The following is a 19,004-nucleotide window of genomic DNA, read 5'->3' on the forward strand; positions in this document are numbered from 1 at the left end:
AAATCCGGGTTCACTTATGCCGAGAACTGATGACGAACCGGCTACGGCCGGGAAGTGGTTGATGCCATGCTTCCAGGAAAAACTTCTAAGCGTCAGGTCAAGGGGGACCGTACCCCAAACCGACACAGGTGGTCAGGTAGAGAATACCAAGGCGCTTGAGAGAACTTGGGTGAAGGAACTAGGCAAAATGGCACCGTAACTTCGGGAGAAGGTGCGCCGGTTCTGGTGATGAGATTTACTCTCTGAGCTGGGACTGGTCGAAGATACCAGGTGGCTGCGACTGTTTATTAAAAACACAGCACTGTGCTAACACGTAAGTGGACGTATACGGTGTGACGCCTGCCCGGTGCCGGAAGGTTAATTGATGGGGTTAGCTTCGGCGAAGCTCTTGATCGAAGCCCCGGTAAACGGCGGCCGTAACTATAACGGTCCTAAGGTAGCGAAATTCCTTGTCGGGTAAGTTCCGACCTGCACGAATGGCGTAACGATGGCCACGCTGTCTCCACCCAAGACTCAGTGAAATTGAAATCGCTGTTAAGATGCAGTGTATCCGCGGCTAGACGGAAAGACCCCGTGAACCTTTACTACAGCTTCACAGTGGATCTTGATGTTGCTTGTGTAGGATAGGTGGGAGGCTTTGAAGTGTGGACGCCAGTCTGCATGGAGCCAACCTTGAAATACCACCCTGGCAATATTGAGGTTCTAACCCAGGTCCCTTACCGGGACCGGGGACATTGTGTGGTGGGTAGTTTGACTGGGGCGGTCTCCTCCCAAAGAGTAACGGAGGAGCACGAAGGTTGGCTAAGCACGGTCGGACATCGTGCGGTTAGTGTAAAGGCACAAGCCAGCTTGACTGCGAGACGTACAGGTCGAGCAGGTACGAAAGTAGGTCTTAGTGATCCGGTGGTTCTGAATGGAAGGGCCATCGCTCAACGGATAAAAGGTACTCCGGGGATAACAGGCTGATACCGCCCAAGAGTTCACATCGACGGCGGTGTTTGGCACCTCGATGTCGGCTCATCACATCCTGGGGCTGAAGCCGGTCCCAAGGGTATGGCTGTTCGCCATTTAAAGTGGTACGCGAGCTGGGTTTAGAACGTCGTGAGACAGTTCGGTCCCTATCTGCCGTGGACGTTGGAAGTTTGAGGAGAGCTGCTCCTAGTACGAGAGGACCGGAGTGGACGAACCACTGGTGTTCGGGTTGTGTCGCCAGACGCATTGCCCGGTAGCTAAGTTCGGACGGGATAACCGCTGAAAGCATCTAAGCGGGAAGCCCCCTTCAAGATGAGACTTCCCTTGACCTTTGAGGTCACATAAGAGACGTTGAAGACTACGACGTTGATAGGCGGGGTGTGTAAGCGTTGTGAGGCGTTGAGCTAACCCGTACTAATGAATCGAGAGGCTTGACCATATAACGCCAAAGCGATTTGAATGTTGACTGTGTTACCCGCTAGAGGATAACGAAGCCCGTTACCCGTAGCCCGTAACCCGTTAGCAGCCATGCACAGCATGAGAGTGTAAAGCAAGAACAAAAGCTTATTTAAAACATATTTTGGATTCCAGAGTATGCAGCAGCCCAAACGGGCTACGGGATACGGGCCACGGGCTACGACCCAAAACGCCCACCCAAGCTGTGACTCAAAAGAATTTGCCTGGTGACCATAGAGTGTTGGAACCACCCGATCCCATCCCGAACTCGGAAGTGAAACGACGCATCGCCGATGGTAGTGTGGGGCTTCCCCATGTGAGAGTAGGTCATCGCCAGGCATTCAATTAGAAAAGCCCGATAGAGAAATCTGTCGGGCTTTTTGTTGTTTGCCCAGCGAAGCGGGCAAACCCGTCAGGCTGAAAGAAGCCTGAGCCGCCCCGACTGAGGGGAAGGCAATCTGAATGGCAAGGGCGTAACTGGCCAACGGTTGGGTCTGAAGGAAGCCATAGGAAGTCAGAGGTACACAGCGCAAGCGAACCTGATTCGGCAGGTTGGGAGCGGCAAGCGTGCGAAATAGCGCAAAGCCCGATACTCAGTCAGTCCCAACTCTGTGCTTGAGGGTGGCATTTCTGACAGGGAACCGTTTAGTAACTGGGGAAGCCTGGCATCAATCTCTGAATCTCAGGGGCTGTTATCGCAAGAGGAAACTCAAGGGTAACAGTGGTGTGAGGTGGCAGATGATCCTGTAGTAGTGATGAAATTCCGGCCTGTGAAGGCGGGTAACCGTTCGGAGGGCAAAACCGGAATGACTACAGCCAGAGTGACTGTAGGGCATGTGTCGTCAAAAGCGGCAGATGTTGCGAAGGGGTGAAGCATTCTTAAAGAACAGTCAGACCGCAGGAATGACACTGTGAGCGCACAAGCTGCCTGACGAGGCAGGACATCTTCGGCTGGTGAGGTTGGGAACAATCCTGCTAAAAGAAAGAGCCGCGCTCGGGAGTAAAGGACAGGTAGCAGGTAGATTGCCTTGAGCCAGAACGCCTGTGAATGTCCATGAAGAATCCGGCCACAGTAGAAGGATGGCGCAATCTGTCTGTCGTGAGACAGTAACTGATGAGAGTATATTATAGCCTGTATGGGCGCTTGCTGACGATGGAAGCGCTTTACAACGGATTCAAAAAGGTATGGAAAGCGAAAGGTGCGGCCGGAATAGATGGGCAGAGCCTGAGCGACTACGCCTCGAATCTGCGTGGGAATCTTGAACAGTTACTGCTTGAATTGCGGGAAAAGCGCTACAAACCGCTACCGGTAAAGCGTGTAGAAATCGACAAAGAAGACGGTGGAAAGCGTCTGCTGGGAATCCCCGCAGTAAAAGACCGAATCGTCCAACAAGCACTTCTAAATATCCTGACCCCGATCTTTGATCCGGACTTCCACCCGTCCAGCTATGGGTACAGACCGAATCGAAGCTGCCATCAAGCCATTACCAAGGCGACCCTGTTCATACGGAAGTACGACAGACGCTGGGTGGTGGACATGGACTTGTCCAAATGCTTTGACCGACTCGACCACGAGTTAATTCTCAAGGCGTTCAGGCACAAAGTGGCAGATGGAAGCATCCTGAACCTGATCAGAATGTTCCTGAAAAGCGGGGTGATGGTTGGCTATCAACTGGAAGCCACGGAAACAGGCAGTCCACAGGGCGGAGTGATCAGTCCCTTAATCTCAAACGTCTATCTTGATGCGTTTGATCAGGAAATGATGCGACGCAAGCACAGGATTGTCCGCTATGCGGACGATATCCTGATTCTGTGTGGCTCCAAAGCAGCGGCAGAAAACGCTCTGAAAGTGGCGACCAAAGTACTGGAGCAAGACCTGAAACTGACGGTCAACCAGAATAAAACACACATAGCCCATAGCGGCGAGGGTGTGAAATTTCTGGGAGTTGAAATCCTGAGCAGCTATACGCGCATACAGGAAAAGAAGCTCAACGCACTGAAAGCAAAGGTAAAGCGAATCACGAAAAGGAATCGGGGAACGAACCTTGAAGGAGTAATCCGAGAACTGAACCCTGTGATACGAGGATTTGCTAATTACTTCAGGATAGCGAACTGTAGTCGTGAATTAAAACGGCTGACAGGATGGATGAGGCGCAGGCTGAGATGTTTACAACTGAAACAGTGGAAGAAACCAGCGAAGCTGCATCGTCGGCTGAAGCAACTGGGTTACAAGCCACCATTTAAGTACATCAAAATGCGTTCATGGAGAAATGCGTGCAGTCCCCTGTCGCATTTAGCCATGCCGAACAACTGGTTCAATGAGATAAAGTTGTTCAATTTGGAAGGCGTTAAAACGGGCGTTCTTGCCCCTTATTGTTAAGGGATAGAGAGTGCAGGAGCCGTGTACGAGGTCCGTACGCACGGTTCTGTGGGAAGGACGGGGCAATAGCCCCGCCTTACCTAATGTGTTCAACAGGCACTTAATTTAACGTCAGCTCGAACTTTGAATCAGGAAACTGAAGGTTCTTCATCATCAGAATGTGAAAGCTGTTCAACCCGGCCATTAACCCTATCAAACAGGGTTTCCATGGTTTTCGATGGCTTTCTGCCCAGGTAACTGAACACCATGACAGCCAGAGTTGCGGCAATAATTCCCGGAATGATTTCATAAAGGTCATACCAGCCACCCTGCTGCTGTTTCCACCAAACGACGGTCAGGCCACCAGCCACAATACCCGCTAATGCTCCCATGCCGTTCATCCGTCGCCAATACAGCGACAGTACCAGCACCGGACCAAAGGCTGCGCCAAAGCCTGCCCAGGCGTAGGAAACCATACCCAGCACCGAATGATCAGGGTTTAGCGCCAGCCAGGTGGCAATCACAGCAATCCCCACTACGGCGATACGTCCAACCAGAAGCACTTCTTCCTGAGGGGCGTTGCGGCGGAAAATATCCTGGTAAAAGTCTTCTGCAAATGCTGTTGAGCAAACCAGTAACTGTGAGTCCGCAGTACTCATGATGGCAGCCAGAATAGCGGCCAGCAGAATACCGGCAATCACCGGATGGAACAGTGTATTCACCATCAACATAAAAATTGCTTCGGGGTCATCAAGGCTAATCCCAAGCCTCTGTGTGTAAACCGCACCCGCGAGGCCTACCAGCAAGGCCCCCAGCATACAGATGCCCGTCCAGCTCACGGCTATTCTGCGAGCCAGTACCAGCTGTCCTTCAGACTTAATCGCTTTAAAGCGAGCCATGATGTGGGGCTGGCCAAAATACCCCAGTCCCCAGCCTAACAGGGATAACACCGTTATCACGGACAACGTTTCACCTTCGACAGTGGTTAACACATTTAACAGTTCGGGGTTAATCTGCTGCAACTCCTGAAAAACAGTATCAGCCCCGCCACTGGCTTCAAGGGCTGCAATCGGTACCACCAGCAGGGCGGCAGCCATCAATAGTCCCTGAATTAAATCCGTCCAGCAGACAGCCAGAAATCCACCATACAGCGTGTAGGAAATCACGCTGATCATGCCAATAATGACTGCCCAGTGATAATCAATGCCAAATACCGATTCAAACAGTTTGCCACCGGCCACCAGACCAGAGCTGGTATAAAAAAGGAAAAAGATCAAAATAAAAATCGCCGAGACAGGTTGCAACAACCCTTTTCTGTCCTCAAAACGATTGGCAAGAAACTCGGGTAACGTTAAAGCTTCATCGGCCAGAGCGCTGTAGGTTCTCAGGCGGCGCGACACTATCAACCAGTTCAGCCAGGTGCCTCCCAGCAAGCCCGCAGCAAGCCAGAACGCCTCAAGACCCGCTGCAAATGCATAACCGGGCAACCCCAGCAGTAACCAGCCACTCATATCAGATGCTCCGGCACTTAACGCCGCTGACCATGGTCCAAGGGAGCGTCCACCAAGAAAATAATCGGAAGAACTCAGAGTTCGACGCCAGGCATACAGGCCGACAAGCAGCATCGATCCAAAGTAAACCAGGAAGGTTAACAAAATCAGGTTATTATCAGTCATCGTCGTTACCGGATTAAGTGATTAGAACGACTGCTTTTCTAAACGGCTTATCTAAATAAAGTTAGTCTACTTCTCTGTATTTCGTCATATTTGCCAAGTTTTTAATAACTGTATGAATTAAAAGGCTCTCTTAAAAAACAGTGTCAGCCCATTAATTTTGACCACGCTCCCGACAAAAGCGCTAACTGCTTTCCCATAGCTGGCCAGAAATGATTCCGGACAGGCAGAGTTGCTTTTATTCCAATGCTTCACCATGAAGCAGCTATCCTTATTGTCCGACGCTAAATTGTCCAGCGCCAGACAAGTACTTGTCAGTTGGCCTGAAACGCTTTATATCTTTAAAGACAGGGTTAACCAATGCTAACGCAGTCACCGTGTACAACCGGCGCTGCTTACGGATTCAATTTATGCCTGAGCATCAGAATCTTATGCCCAAACCTCAGATGACCAGCCTCAAAGACTGTAGCCGGGTATGGATTAACGTAAACCTGGCAACGTTTGACCCGGCTCTGTCAGATGCCTACGGCGTTCAGACAAAATGCGCTCTCGGTGTTCTTGATGGCCGCATCGCCTGCATTGAGCCGATGTCATCTGTCACCGCAACGTCGCTGCCCTATGATGTCATCGACGGCCATAATGGCTGGCTGACGCCGGGGCTAATTGACTGCCACACCCATCTGGTCTTTGGCGGTAACCGTGCCAACGAATTTGAACAGAGGCAACAGGGCAAGTCCTATCAGGAAATTGCCAGAAAAGGCGGAGGAATTCTGTCCACCGTCAGGGCAACCCGGGTTCGCTCAAGAGAACAGTTGATCAAATCCGCTCTGCCCAGACTCGAGGCACTGATCAGGGAAGGGGTGACAACGGTCGAAATCAAGTCAGGTTACGGCCTGAACCTTCCTGATGAAATCAAAATGCTGGAAGTCGCCCGGGAGCTGGGGAGCAGGGTTCCCATCCGTGTCAAAACCACTCTGCTGGCTGCTCACGCCCTGCCTCCCGAGTACGCTGGGAGACCCGACGACTACATCGACCTGGTGTGCAATGAAATCATTCCCACGGTGGCTGAACAGGGTCTGGCAGACGCTGTTGACGTGTTTTGTGAAACCATCGGCTTCGACCTGAAACAATGCGAGCGGGTGTTTCACACCGCACTTGACCACGACCTTGCTATCAAGGGTCATACTGAGCAGCTCTCATTGACCCATGCCAGCTCTCTGGCCGCTTCAATGGGCGCCCTGTCCTGTGATCATCTGGAATATCTGGATGAAACCGGCGCTGTGGGTCTGGCCCAGTCAGGAACCGTTGCCGTTCTGTTGCCCGGTGCTTTTTACTATCTGAAACAGAGCAGAAAACCTCCCGTCGAACTGCTTCGCCGCTTCAAAGTGCCGATGGCGGTTGCCACCGATATCAACCCCGGCAGCTCGCCTCTGGCTTCAATCCGGCTGATGATGAACATGAGTTGTATTCTTTTCCAACTGAGCGCAGCCGAAGCCATTGCCGGAACGACCCGTGAAGCTGCCCGGGCGCTGGGAATCATTGATGACTTCGGAACCATTGAAGTCGGCAAGATTGCAGACCTTTGCTTGTGGGATACTAACCACCCCAACGAATTGCCGTATGAACTGGGTCACTCACCGTTAAAGCAGCGCATCCTTGGTGGAGACATTGCTAATGGGGATAGTTTATGGACATAGCTTATGGACATCGTTTATGAGTGCTGAGTCGCCTAACCCAGAACCGGCCCGCCCTGATTCAAAAGCGTATCAGGAAAAATTGCCCGACATGTCTCTGTGGCATGGAAGAGTTGATGAAGAAACTGTTCCTGAATGGGCTCTGCGCTGGCATCAGAAAGTTAACCGCTATTCAGGCCAGTCTGCGTTACCCGGTGTTACCCTTGCAGGCTTTGCTTCCGACGAAGGCGTACGCAGAAATAAAGGACGCCCCGGGGCGGCATCAGGCCCGGATGCTCTGCGCAAGGCTCTGGCAGGGCAACCATGGAACCGTGACCAGCCAGTATACGACAGCAGCACGATCATTTGCCGGGGTGGTAACCTGGAAGCCGCACAGCAAGCCTTTGCCCGGCACATTTCAAAACTGCTGGATAATCAGCAGTTGCCTATAGGGCTGGGAGGTGGTCATGAAATCGCCTGGGCCAGCTACCAGGGGCTTATTCATCACCTGAATCCGGAACAGAAGCCCAATGTCGGCATTATCAATTTTGACGCACACTTTGATTTGCGAAAACCCGATCAGGCAGGTGCCAGCTCCGGCACTCCGTTCTGGCAGGTAGCGGATTACACCAGACAACAACAGTTACCCTTTCATTATCTTTGCCTTGGGGTAAGCCGCAACAGCAACACCCGGGTGCTGTTTCAAAGAGCCAGAGCGCTGGGTGTCGATTATCACTACGACGATGATATGACCATCCTCCAGCTGAATACACTGACTGACGCACTGTCCCGGTTTATCGATAAAGTCGATCACGTTTACCTGACCATCGACCTTGATGGGTTTCCTGCTGCACTGGCTCCCGGTGTCAGCGCGCCAGCCAGCCGGGGCATTCCGTTGGAAGTAGCGGAACCCCTGCTGAAAGACATCCGGGATTCAGACAAGCTTCGACTGATTGACATCGCCGAGTTCAATCCAAACTATGATATTGACCATCGAACCTCAAGGCTGGCTGCCCGGTTGATTCATTTGCTGACTTTTCAGGAACCGACTCTTTAGGAACCGACTCTTTAGGAAACGATGAGTTATGACAAGTAACAACTGTTTAAGAACGGACAGCTCAAGAACGGACACGTCCCGAAAAATCTCTGCACCAACTGGCTCAATACTGAACACTAAAAGCTGGTTAACCGAAGCTCCTTTGCGAATGCTGATGAATAATCTTGACCCGGCGGTGGCAGAAAAGCCCGAAGACCTGGTCGTCTATGGTGGCATTGGTCGTGCTGCAAGAAACTGGCAGTGCTTTGACAAAATTGTCGAGGTACTCAAACGATTAAACGATGATGAAACCCTGCTGATTCAATCCGGCAAACCCGTTGGCGTATTTCCAACCCACGCTGACGCCCCCAGAGTATTGATTGCCAATTCTAACCTGGTACCTTATTGGGCAAACTGGCAGCACTTCAATAAGCTCGACCAGCAAGGCTTGATGATGTACGGACAAATGACGGCAGGTTCCTGGATCTATATTGGCTCCCAGGGGATCGTCCAGGGGACTTATGAAACCTTTGTCGCTATCGCCAACCAGCACTTTTCAGGCAGTGCTGCCGGTAAATGGATTCTAACGGCAGGTCTTGGAGGCATGGGAGGTGCGCAACCTCTGGCTGCGACCATGGCTGGTTTCTCTATGCTGGCAGTTGAGTGCGATGAGAGCCGTATTGATAAACGCCTTGAGACGGGTTATCTGGATCGAAAAACCGCCAGTCTTGATGAAGCCCTGAAGTGGGTGCAAACAGCCTGCAGACAGAAACAACCAGTGTCTGTGGGACTGCTGGGTAATGCCGCTGACATCCTGCCACAACTATTATCCAAAGTGGTGTCGTCTGAAAGAGTGTCGTCCGAAAAGGTTTTACCTGATGTCGTCACCGACCAGACCAGCGCCCACGACCCACTGAATGGTTACCTGCCTTCAGGCTGGAGCCTTGAAAAAGCCAGACAAGCCAGACAGCAAAGCCCGGAAGAGTTAAACGCCGCTGTCCGTTCATCCATTGCCAACCATGTCCGGGCCATGCTTGAGTTTCAGAAAAACGGCTCGGTGGTCGTCGATTATGGCAACAATATCCGCCAGGTTGCGCTGGAAGAAGGAGTACAGCAGGCATTCGATTTTCCCGGTTTTGTTCCAGCCTATATACGTCCCTTGTTCTGTGTGGGTAAAGGCCCTTTCCGCTGGGCTGCCCTCAGTGGTGACCCTGAAGATATTTACAAAACAGATGCAAGAGTCAAAGCACTTATCCCAGACGATAAACACCTGCACAACTGGCTGGATATGGCTAAAGAAAGAATTCATTTTCAAGGACTGCCAGCCCGAATCTGTTGGGCAGGGCTTTCTGACCGGGCGCGTCTGGGCCTTGCTTTTAACGCCATGGTCAGAAGCGGAGAGCTTTCGGCTCCAGTTGTGATTGGCAGAGATCATCTGGATTCCGGTTCTGTCGCTTCCCCCAATCGTGAAACAGAATCAATGCTCGATGGTTCTGATGCCATCTCAGACTGGCCTCTGCTGAACGCACTGCTGAATACCGCCAGTGGGGCGACCTGGGTCAGTCTCCACCATGGCGGCGGTGTTGGCATGGGCTTCAGCCAGCATTCCGGTGTAGTCATTGTCTGCGATGGAACTGAAGCGGCAGACCGCCGTATCGCCAGAGTCCTGAACAATGACCCGGCTACAGGTGTCATGCGTCATGCGGACGCCGGTTATCAGGAAGCCATTGACTGCGCCCGGCAGGGCCAGCTGGACTTGCCCATGCTGGAGGAACAGTGATTTGTCGCAGTCGATAACCCTGACACCCGGCACATTAAGCTTTGAAACATTACGAGCCGTCTATGAACAACCCATCCGGTTAACGCTCTCACCAGATTGCCATCAGGCTATAAACGACAGCGTTCAGGTTGTTGCAGATATCATTGCCAGTGATAAAACCGTTTACGGCATCAATACAGGCTTTGGCCTGCTCGCCAATACCCGTATTCCCTCAGATCAGCTGGAAACACTTCAGAACAGTATTGTTCTCTCTCACGCTGCCGGAACGGGCGAACGCCTGAGTGACCCTCTGGTACGATTGATTATGGTGCTGAAGCTGAACAGCCTGTCCCGGGGCTTTTCCGGCATTCGTCTGAAAGTCCTTGAAATGCTTGTTGAACTGGTCAACCACGGTATCTACCCCTGTATCCCCTCTCAGGGATCGGTTGGTGCGTCGGGAGACCTGGCACCACTGGCACATATGGCTATGACCCTTTTAGGCGAAGGGGATGTGCGCCATAAGGGGCAACAGATAAGCGCCAGGGACGGTCTGGCTATCGCCAGCCTTTCCCCCATTAAACTGGCACCAAAAGAAGGTCTGGCACTCCTGAATGGTACTCAGGTATCCACGGCATTAGCGCTACAGGGACTCTTTGAAGCAGAAGACCTCTTCAATGCCGCCCTGTTAGCAGGTAGCCTGAGTGTTGAAGCGGCACTGGGCAGCCGTAAACCTTTTGATGCCCGTATCCATGAAGCAAGAGGGCAGCAAGGTCAGATCGACACAGCACAACTCTATCGACACATCCTTGAACCTGAGACGGAAATATCCCGGTCACATAGAAGCTGTAAAAAAGTCCAGGACCCTTATTCGCTTCGTTGCCAGCCTCAGGTGATGGGGGCGTGCCTGACTCAGCTTCGACACTGCGGTGACATTCTCCTCACCGAAGCGAATGCTGTCTCTGACAACCCTCTGGTCTTCTACGACGAGGGGGAAATTCTTTCTGGTGGTAACTTTCATGCTGAACCGGTAGCGATGGCTTCAGATATTCTGGCTCTGGCTATTGCGGAAACTGGCGCCCTGTCAGAACGTCGGATCGCTTTACTGATCGACAGTCAATTATCTGGCCTTCCTGCTTTTCTGGTTGAAAACGGCGGTGTGAACTCCGGTTTTATGATTGCTCAGGTTACAGCGGCAGCCCTTGCCAGTGAAAACAAGATGCTGGCACACCCGGCCAGTGTTGACAGCCTGCCCACTTCAGCCAATCAGGAAGATCATGTTTCCATGGCAACCCATGCTGCCCGCCGCTTACAGGCTATGAATAGCAATGTCAGGGGAATTGTTGCGATTGAACTGCTGGCAGGCTGTCAGGGGATTGACTTTCGCAGACCTCTGAAAACATCCAGTACGCTGGAGCAGGTTTATAATGAAGTTCGCCGGTTTGTTCCTTTCTACGATAAAGACCGGTTTTTCGCACCTGATATTGAATCGATCAAACAACTGCTCTCTTCAGGAGACTTAACCTCCCTATTACCCCAAAAAGCATGGCTGCCTTCATAAATAGCTCTTCGTAGTTAAGCTATGCTTTATTAGAAGCCATTATAAAAAGCCTTCTTGCGAACGAACGCTTTTTATTTCTCACAGCGATCTACAGAAAGGGATTTCGAAGAACATGGACGGTGCAAAAGGAGCTGAAGCGCTCAACCTGCAGAAGCTATACCCCGGAATGGATAAAGAGCATGTCATTAATAGCCAGGGGGACTTTGTTAATCGAAAAGTCCGCAAGCTGGAAAATACTGCCAATTATCTGAACCCTTCTGCTAATCAACGCAAAGCCCACACAGACCAGCACACTGAGCAGGAGTCAATCTATAGCCGCCGAATAAAAATTCTACAAACTCACGGTGACTTCAGGAGTGCTGTCAGGCAGATTGAAACCTCTGAGTTCACGAACGAAGGAGGGAAGCTTGAGGTTACCCCTTCAAATAAGCTGGAAACCAGTATTTCAGGCATTAAAGCGTTTGCAAAAACACCAACGACTAACACTGATACTAAAGCAGCTATCTCTGAAGCTGGACTGCTTCGTCGCTCACAAAAAGACCTGACCCTGTTTTTTGGTCATTGCCTTAACTCAGCTCAGTCTCCCCATGCTGTTTTTCAACTTCAACACTATATTAACCGGGAAGCTGAATCCAAGGGAATCAGTCCTGGCGACCAAAAAACGCTATTAGAACAAATCGATAAAAAATATGATGAAATGGTCAAAGCGCTCCCTGCCACTCTCAACCAGATGACGGCACCCAGACCATCTCCGTCGAATACTGTCTACAGCGCAGAGAGAAAAAAACAGGCTTATGTACACGAACTGTCTGTAGCGATGGCAAAAGGTCAAAGAAACGACCTATTGAAAAAAAGTTCAAGAAAGCTAGCTGATGCAGCAGTACAGGCTTTTACTAACAATACTAATGTTTTAAAGCCCCACAATAACGATCTTGAGAAAACCCTCAGCCGGTACAAAAGCATAGAGGAATCTACCAACAATTACCTGTCGCCAGTACTCAAACTCACTGAGAACGATTCAGGCAAAAAAATGCTTAAACGAGCAAAAGAAGCGACATTAGAAACCGTCAAAACGCTACAAGACCAGCTTAACGTCATCCCTAAAGCCGTGGAAGGAAAAAAAGACTCACTTAATGAGCTGCACAAACTAGAGCAGAAAACTAAGGTTAAAACTCGAGAAGCCTACAAACTGGCAGCTCAATATGAGCAGGCTGAAAATAAATATCTTGAATTAAAAAGAGCTGCCGGCTCTTCCAAATTCAGCCGTCGCTTCAACATTCCCTATCAGATCAAAAGGCATGAAAACCGCCAATATAAGAAACAAATTCAAGACAAGCAGAATGTCACCAGAGAAGAACTAAAAAATATATCTACTAAAATTGAACAGGCACAACACAAATACTCCCTTCAACAGTCACATCTCAGTCAGCTTATAAAACAGTTTGGTGATAGCGTCAGTGTCGTGCATCCGGCACTGCCTGATCCCAATAAAATATTGAAGTCATCTGACTACTCAGAAACCTTTAACTCGTTAAAAAAAGCAGGTTTGTTGCAAGAAGTGGACGCCATTCAGGCTCAAGAATTTTTTAACAAAGTAGACAACGCCATGCTTGTAACAGCGTCTGTGGAATACAGTCAAAAGCCTTTAGCGGACGAATTCGAAAAACTCGTTCGCAATGAAGGTTACAGCCCTCGACAGGCATTATGGATTCTTGAAAATAGCATGGATGAAAACATTCCCGGAGAATTTGAACGGGGCTGCCAGACCGCTATAAATTTCTTGACTGATCATGCAGCCTTACACCCGGAACGAACCGTAGAAGCCACTCCACCTTATGTACAAGGCATTGAAAGTGAGTTATTCCAGGTCAATCCTCACGATGTCGGCTCAACTTCTAATGCAGAAGTTGTTCAATACTTTCAAAAACTCACTACAGAGCATCCTGAGCTTAGCAATGAGATTGATGAACTTTGTCACTTCCTGATCGACGGGTTTGAGGAAGACAGTGAATGGGTCGATGAGAACGAAATGCAGGATCTGTTCAATGACTACTTCACTGCCATTCAAACTGGAGCCAGAGAATTAACAGAAAACAACGGAACCATGGATTCAGCCTTTAATATAATGACTGAATACCTTGTAGCCAGAGAAGCCGAGCTGAGGTCATAGGCTGCGATATTTGTTTTTTTTCCGCAAACAGCAAAAAACTCGACAAATTGCTCTGTCTGGCTTTTCTAATGATTGTCTGGCGATGACATGATATGGTCGGTATCACTGGCACACCATAACCAGAACAGGCTAATCAGCCACTTAAACCAGCATATTGATGAGCCGGTTATTAATGGTTTTTTGGTTTCATTACATTATCCCGGTCTGCAGTTCTGCCTCGGTATAGAGCGGGTAATTGTTTGCATCAGGCAACTGGTAATGCCACCACTCACTCTGGATCGGATTAAAACCGGCGATACTCATAACGCCCGCCAGCAGCAGGCGGTTGTTCTGGGCTTTCTCTGACACCTGGTCATTGCCGTGGTGAGCCAGTGAGCGGAAATCATCAAAATCGGTTCCCATCTCCAGCTCTTGGCCAAAACTGTCCGTAAGGGTCAGGTCAATAGCGATCCCCCGGCAATGCGGGCAGGTGCCGGTTTGAGGGTGTGAAACGTACATGGGATCAGGCGTATGGTCGAACAGTAACTGCTGAGCCTCCTGCGGGCGAAAGGCATCCCATATTTTCAGCTTTAAGCCTAGTGGCGACAGAATATCAATCGCTTTCTCCAGACCTGCTACGGCATCCGGATGCAGGTAGCACAGAGGTTTTTTATAAAGAGGCCTGCCGGTAAAATTATCTCCGGAAGCATAAGCGATGGATAGAGTCACATCGTGACTTTCGGGCGTGATGGCGATAAGCGTCTGTGTCTTCATAATTGGTGTGTCTTTATCAATAGTCATCGGTGGTGGATTTTTGGTCAGGCTTCCATTCAGGCTATCACCCTTTATCGGCATTCACGATGAAATCTGGTTGCTGGCTGGGGGAGCAGGTGTTTTTACAGGTTTAAGCAGATTGACGGTAATCGCAGTGACCAGCATGCCAATAAGCGTGGCAAAAATATACCAGCAGCGTCCGTCAACGACTGGTAAGACAATCCAGCCTCCCCAGGGGGCATTGTTTAACACCCCGGCACTGAAACCAATGATGTTGCCGGTGATGCCTCCCAGTACGATGGCAGGTAATACTCTTAATGGGTCGGCAACGGCAAAGGGTATCGCGCCTTCGGAAATCCCTATCATACCCATCATCAGCGCCGCTTTTCCTGCCTGACGTTCTTCACCTGAGTATTTGAGTGGTGCCAGAACGGTTGCAAGCCACATGCCCAATGGCGGCGTACAGATAGCAATACCCACTCCGCCCATAAGATAGGGGTGGTCCTTGACCTGAGTTTGTGCAAACAGGGTGGCGACTTTGTTGATAGGCCCACCCATGTCAAAGGCAGTCATGGCACCCAGTATACCGCCCATAAGAACTTTTGAAGTCCCCTCCAGGCTGTACAAACAGTCATTAAGGGAGGTCGTCAGGTGTGCAATAGGGTAGCCAATAAGCCAGATAACAATGCCAGAGGTCAGAAAAGTACCCAGCAGCGGGTAAATGAAAATAGCCCCCATAGGCTTCATGGTGACAGGCATGGGGATACGTTTCAGCAGATTGACAATGTAACCGGCGATGAAACCAACAATAATGGCTCCCAGAAAACCACCACCATAACTTTCCGCCAGCCAGGCTCCAATCATTCCCGGTGCGAGTCCGGGGCGGCTTGCTATCGACCAGGCAATGTAGCCCCCCAGTATGGGGATAAACAGTGTAAAGCCTGCCACTCCCATATCCCAGAGGTCTTTTGGAAATCCCGATTCAGGCTGGGCTCCTTCACCATTGAGCATAACGGCAAGAGACAACAGAACACCGCCGGCAACAATAAACGGGATCATGTGGCTGGTGCCGGTTAATAGGTGTATTTTCAGGTTGAGCAGCTCATGCCTGAAGTTCAGAGGTGTGATTGCTGGGACCGACAATTTCATTATCCTGAAAATCTCATTTTCTGGCAGGTGAGTACCGTTATCAATGTGCAGTCATCAAACGGGTTTATGAGTATAGGATGTACAGGGAGGGTTTTGTGATATCAGTGACTCCGTTTCTGCCTCATGCGGCGGTTCAGCATTTCAACCATCAGTGAGAAGGCCATTGCAAAGTAGATATACCCCTTGGGTATGTGGAAGTTCAGACCTTCAGCCATTAGTGAAACACCGACGAGAATAAGAAAGCTGAGTGCCAGCATTTTGAAGGTTGGGTTGTTGCTGACAAACTGACCTATAGGATCTGCAGCAAACATCATAACACCCACAGCGATCATGATGGCGGCCACCATTACCCATACATCGTCAGCCAGACCGACGGCGGTGATGACAGAGTCCAGGGAGAAAACGATATCCAGAAGCGCGATTTGAATCAGGGTGAAGAAAAAGCCACGTCGTATAAGAGCCGGGGCGCCCTCGTCTTCCGGTTCAAAACAGTTGTGTATTTCGTGTGTTGATTTTGCCAGCAGAAACAATCCACCGCCAAACAGAATGATATCCCTGCCAGAGACTTCGTGTCCGAACACGGTAAACCAGGTCGCAGTTAGACCCATAATCCAGGTGATAGACAGCAGTAAAGCGATTCGGGTACCCATCGCCAGCAGGAGGCCGAGATAACGGGCGCGCGCCCGTTGGTGTTCTGGCAACCGGTCGACCACAATAGTAATGAAAATGATATTGTCAATGCCCAGAATGATTTCAAGCAGAGCCAGTGTCGCCAGGGCTATCCAGGGCTCAGGCGTCAGCAGGACTTCCAGGGTAGGCAGGGAAAAAACTGGGTCCATGATGCGCCCTTCGCTTCATTGGCAGTTGTGTTTATTTATATCGGCCTGCTTTATTTTAGACCTTAACTGGTTACACGACAGACAATAAAAAGCCGGTAATTCTCGGAGTGAGTATTGCCGGCTTAATGAGGTTGATGGTCAGTCAGGTTGAGTGAATGGGAAGATCAGCGCTGATCCAGAGGCACGAAGTTTCTGGAAGTCGCACCTGTGTACAACTGACGGGGGCGACCAATGCGATATTCACCGCTGATCATTTCATGCCAGTGAGCAATCCAGCCCGGTGTACGACCTGTCGCAAAGATAACAGTAAACATCTCGGTTGGAATGCCTAATGCTTTCAGGATGATGCCTGAGTAGAAATCGACATTCGGATAGAGTTTTTTCTCAATGAAATACTCATCTTCCAGTGCAATCTGTTCAAGGCGTTTAGCTATTTTGAACAGCGGATCGTTTTCCAGGCCCAGCTCGTATAAGACCTCGTCACAGGTCTGCTTCATCACTTTGGCACGAGGATCAAAGTTTTTATAGACACGATGACCAAAGCCCATCAGTCGGAAAGGGTCGTCCTTGTCTTTGGCGCGGGTGATGAATTCATCAATATTGTCAACACTGCCAATCTCATTCAGCATCACCAGTACCGCTTCATTGGCACCGCCATGGGCTGGCCCCCACAGGGCTGCGATACCGGCAGCAATACAGGCGAATGGGTTTGCACCACTGGAACCGGCCAGGCGAACCGTTGAAGTGGATGCATTCTGCTCGTGGTCTGCATGAAGCAGGAAGATGCGATCCATCGCCCGTGCCAGTACCGGGCTGACCTCGTAATCTTCACAGGGGGTGGCAAACATCATGTGCAGGAAGTTACCACCGTACGAGAGGTCGTTGCGAGGATACATGAAAGGTTGGCCAATGGAGTATTTATACGCCATGGCTGCCAGGGTTGGCATCTTGGAAATCAGGCGGTAGGCACAGATTTCCCGGTGATTTTCATTGGTGATGTCCAGAGAGTCGTGATAGAAAGCGGATAAAGCACCTACAACGCCACAGATCACTGCCATAGGGTGTGCGTCGCGACGGAAACCCGAGAACAGGTCGATCAGTTGTTCATGAACCATCGTATGGTTCATGATGGTTTTCTGGAATCGGTTTTTTTCTTCAGCGTTTGGCAATTCTCCGTAGATCAGCAGATAACAGGTTTCCAGGTAGTCAGAGTGTTCTGCCAGTTGTTCAATAGGGTAACCCCGGTGCAACAGTATGCCTTTGTTGCCATCAATGTAAGTGATTTTAGACTCACAGGATGCAGTAGATACAAAGCCAGGGTCGTATGTAAAGTAACCATTGGCTGTAAGGCTGCGGACGTCAATAACATCAGGACCAGTAGAGCCGGAGTAAACAGGTAACTCCAGTTCCTTGCCTTCTATCGTTAAGAGAGCTTTTTTTTCAGCCATGATAAGGTTGGCCTCCTGTTTTGCCGTTTTATTGGTGTCTTTATAGTCAATCAAGGCCCTGATATGAGTAATTATTAGACAGAAAATGAGCGGGCCCGCTTGTACGGTTCGACCACTATAGAGGGATTAAATCTTTTGTCAAACCCGAAAAAACATGATCGGTAAAATAAAGATCAGTAAGAAAATTTCCTTAATATAGCGGTAAATTGTAATTAAAAACCGAAGTGTATATACTTCAAATCCGAAGTCGTGGAAGGCTTTTAGCAGGGGACGGAATAGCCTCCAACGGCTAACGATAACCTGTAAACATCAGCGTTTAGCAGGTTTGGCACCTGCGCTTTTTGGGGACCCTGAGTATTCTGTCCCGGGGTTTCAGTGTTCTTTCTGCTGTGCACGCCGTAAGGCGTTAGGACAAAAAACGTGAATAGCAAAAGACCAGTTAACCTGGATATAACGACAATAAAACTGCCTCTGCCAGCTTACACCTCCATCTTGCATCGACTGTCAGGCATACTCCTTTTCATCGGGGTAGGGTTGCTGATTTATGCACTGGATCTTTCATTGGCTTCTGAAGAATCCTTTGCAGACTTGCAGGCGATAATGTCATCGGGTGTGGCAAAATTAGTCCTCTGGGTTCTGCTTTCAGGACTGATCTACCACTTCGTTGCCGGAGTAAAGCACTTATTAATGGATGTCGGCATAGGTGAAGAGCTTGAGTCTGGTCGTGCCGGTTCATTAGTAACCATTGTTGTGTCAGCCGTTCTGATCGTTTTGGCGGGGGTCTGGGTATGGTAACCAATATCACCAATTTGTCCCGGAGTGGGTTGTACGACTGGATGCTGCAACGCCTGTCGGCGATTGTGCTGGCAGCCTATACCCTTTTTATAGTCGGATATATTCTGACAACGCCTGAGCTGGATTATGGACAGTGGAGTGAACTGTTCAGCCAGGTCTGGGTTCGGATTTTCAGCTTTCTGGCACTTCTGTCGCTTGTTGCTCATGCCTGGGTAGGCATGTGGACCATTGCCACAGACTATTTAAACCGCCGTGCTTTCGGAGCAAAGTCGGTTTTGATTCGGTTCCCCGTGCAACTGATCTGCTTTATTGCACTGTTCAGTTATCTGGTCTGGGGCATTCAAGTAATCTGGGGGCTCTGATT

The 19,004-nt window shown here is 50.1% G+C and carries 14 protein-coding genes and 2 rRNA genes (1 of these 16 only partly in view); 10 read left to right on the forward strand and 6 right to left on the reverse strand.

The features are described from left to right. Together NX722_RS03520 and rrf are read left to right on the forward strand one after the other, a co-directional pair. A 23S ribosomal RNA gene (locus NX722_RS03520) occupies positions 1-1,411 on the forward strand (it extends 1,508 nt beyond the left edge of the window). Between the two features lie 240 nt (positions 1,412-1,651). Next, positions 1,652-1,767 (forward strand): 5S ribosomal RNA (rrf, locus tag NX722_RS03525). A 2-nt stretch (positions 1,768-1,769) separates the two neighbouring features. Here rrf and NX722_RS03530 read toward each other — a convergent pair. Then, positions 1,770-1,961 carry a hypothetical protein gene (locus tag NX722_RS03530; protein WP_262566732.1) on the reverse strand — a complete coding sequence of 64 codons (192 nt, stop codon included), beginning with the start codon at positions 1,959-1,961 and terminating at the stop codon, positions 1,770-1,772. A gap of 581 nt (positions 1,962-2,542) precedes the next feature. Between NX722_RS03530 and ltrA the strand changes: the two genes are divergently transcribed. After that, a complete protein-coding gene (gene ltrA, locus NX722_RS03535) occupies positions 2,543-3,808 on the forward strand; it encodes a group II intron reverse transcriptase/maturase (protein WP_262563619.1) in 1,266 nt (421 codons plus the stop codon). Between the two features lie 128 nt (positions 3,809-3,936). Here ltrA and putP read toward each other — a convergent pair whose 3' ends face one another. Beyond that, complete coding sequence (putP, locus tag NX722_RS03540) at positions 3,937-5,463, reverse strand: sodium/proline symporter PutP (protein WP_262566733.1); 1,527 nt, start codon at positions 5,461-5,463, stop codon at positions 3,937-3,939. Between the two features lie 407 nt (positions 5,464-5,870). Here putP and hutI point away from each other — a divergent pair, with 407 nt between their 5' ends. The 5 genes from hutI (at position 5,871) to NX722_RS03565 (ending at position 13,656) form a co-directional block, all read left to right on the forward strand. Further along, entirely contained in the window at positions 5,871-7,157 is a 1,287-nt protein-coding gene (hutI, locus tag NX722_RS03545; protein WP_407647956.1) for an imidazolonepropionase, read from the forward strand. Between the two features lie 88 nt (positions 7,158-7,245). Then, on the forward strand, positions 7,246-8,190 hold the full coding sequence (gene hutG / locus NX722_RS03550) for a formimidoylglutamase (protein WP_262566734.1): 945 nt from the start codon (positions 7,246-7,248) through the stop codon (positions 8,188-8,190). 28 nt (positions 8,191-8,218) lie between these two features. Next, positions 8,219-9,949, forward strand: coding sequence for a urocanate hydratase (hutU, locus tag NX722_RS03555; RefSeq protein WP_262566735.1), 1,731 nt, complete (start codon positions 8,219-8,221; stop codon positions 9,947-9,949). A 1-nt stretch (position 9,950) separates the two neighbouring features. After that, complete coding sequence (gene hutH / locus NX722_RS03560) at positions 9,951-11,486, forward strand: histidine ammonia-lyase (protein WP_262566736.1); 1,536 nt, start codon at positions 9,951-9,953, stop codon at positions 11,484-11,486. Between the two features lie 112 nt (positions 11,487-11,598). After that, entirely contained in the window at positions 11,599-13,656 is a 2,058-nt protein-coding gene (locus NX722_RS03565; protein WP_262566737.1) for a hypothetical protein, read from the forward strand. A gap of 189 nt (positions 13,657-13,845) precedes the next feature. Here the strand turns inward: NX722_RS03565 and ddpX are convergent, their stop codons facing one another. The 4 genes from ddpX to gltA form a co-directional block, all read right to left on the reverse strand. Next, the gene (gene ddpX / locus NX722_RS03570; protein WP_262566738.1) at positions 13,846-14,490 is read right to left on the reverse strand and encodes a D-alanyl-D-alanine dipeptidase; all 645 of its coding nucleotides are present in this window, start codon (positions 14,488-14,490) and stop codon (positions 13,846-13,848) included. Continuing rightward, the gene (locus NX722_RS03575) at positions 14,491-15,552 is read right to left on the reverse strand and encodes a PTS fructose transporter subunit IIC (protein ID WP_262566739.1); all 1,062 of its coding nucleotides are present in this window, start codon (positions 15,550-15,552) and stop codon (positions 14,491-14,493) included. Positions 15,553-15,659: 107 nt separating this feature from the next. Beyond that, the gene (locus tag NX722_RS03580) at positions 15,660-16,397 is read right to left on the reverse strand and encodes a TerC family protein (RefSeq protein WP_262566740.1); all 738 of its coding nucleotides are present in this window, start codon (positions 16,395-16,397) and stop codon (positions 15,660-15,662) included. Between the two features lie 164 nt (positions 16,398-16,561). Continuing rightward, entirely contained in the window at positions 16,562-17,845 is a 1,284-nt protein-coding gene (gene gltA, locus NX722_RS03585; RefSeq protein ID WP_262566741.1) for a citrate synthase, read from the reverse strand. A gap of 420 nt (positions 17,846-18,265) precedes the next feature. Between gltA and sdhC the strand changes: the two genes are divergently transcribed. Next, complete coding sequence (sdhC, locus tag NX722_RS03590) at positions 18,266-18,640, forward strand: succinate dehydrogenase, cytochrome b556 subunit (protein WP_262566742.1); 375 nt, start codon at positions 18,266-18,268, stop codon at positions 18,638-18,640. Further along, entirely contained in the window at positions 18,634-19,002 is a 369-nt protein-coding gene (sdhD, locus tag NX722_RS03595) for a succinate dehydrogenase, hydrophobic membrane anchor protein (RefSeq protein ID WP_262566743.1), read from the forward strand. The genes sdhC and sdhD overlap by 7 nt, the downstream gene beginning before the upstream one ends. Positions 19,003-19,004: the final 2 nt, after the last annotated feature.

Origin of the sequence: Endozoicomonas gorgoniicola (assembly GCF_025562715.2) — a bacterium.
GTDB lineage: Bacteria > Pseudomonadota > Gammaproteobacteria > Pseudomonadales > Endozoicomonadaceae > Endozoicomonas_A > Endozoicomonas_A gorgoniicola.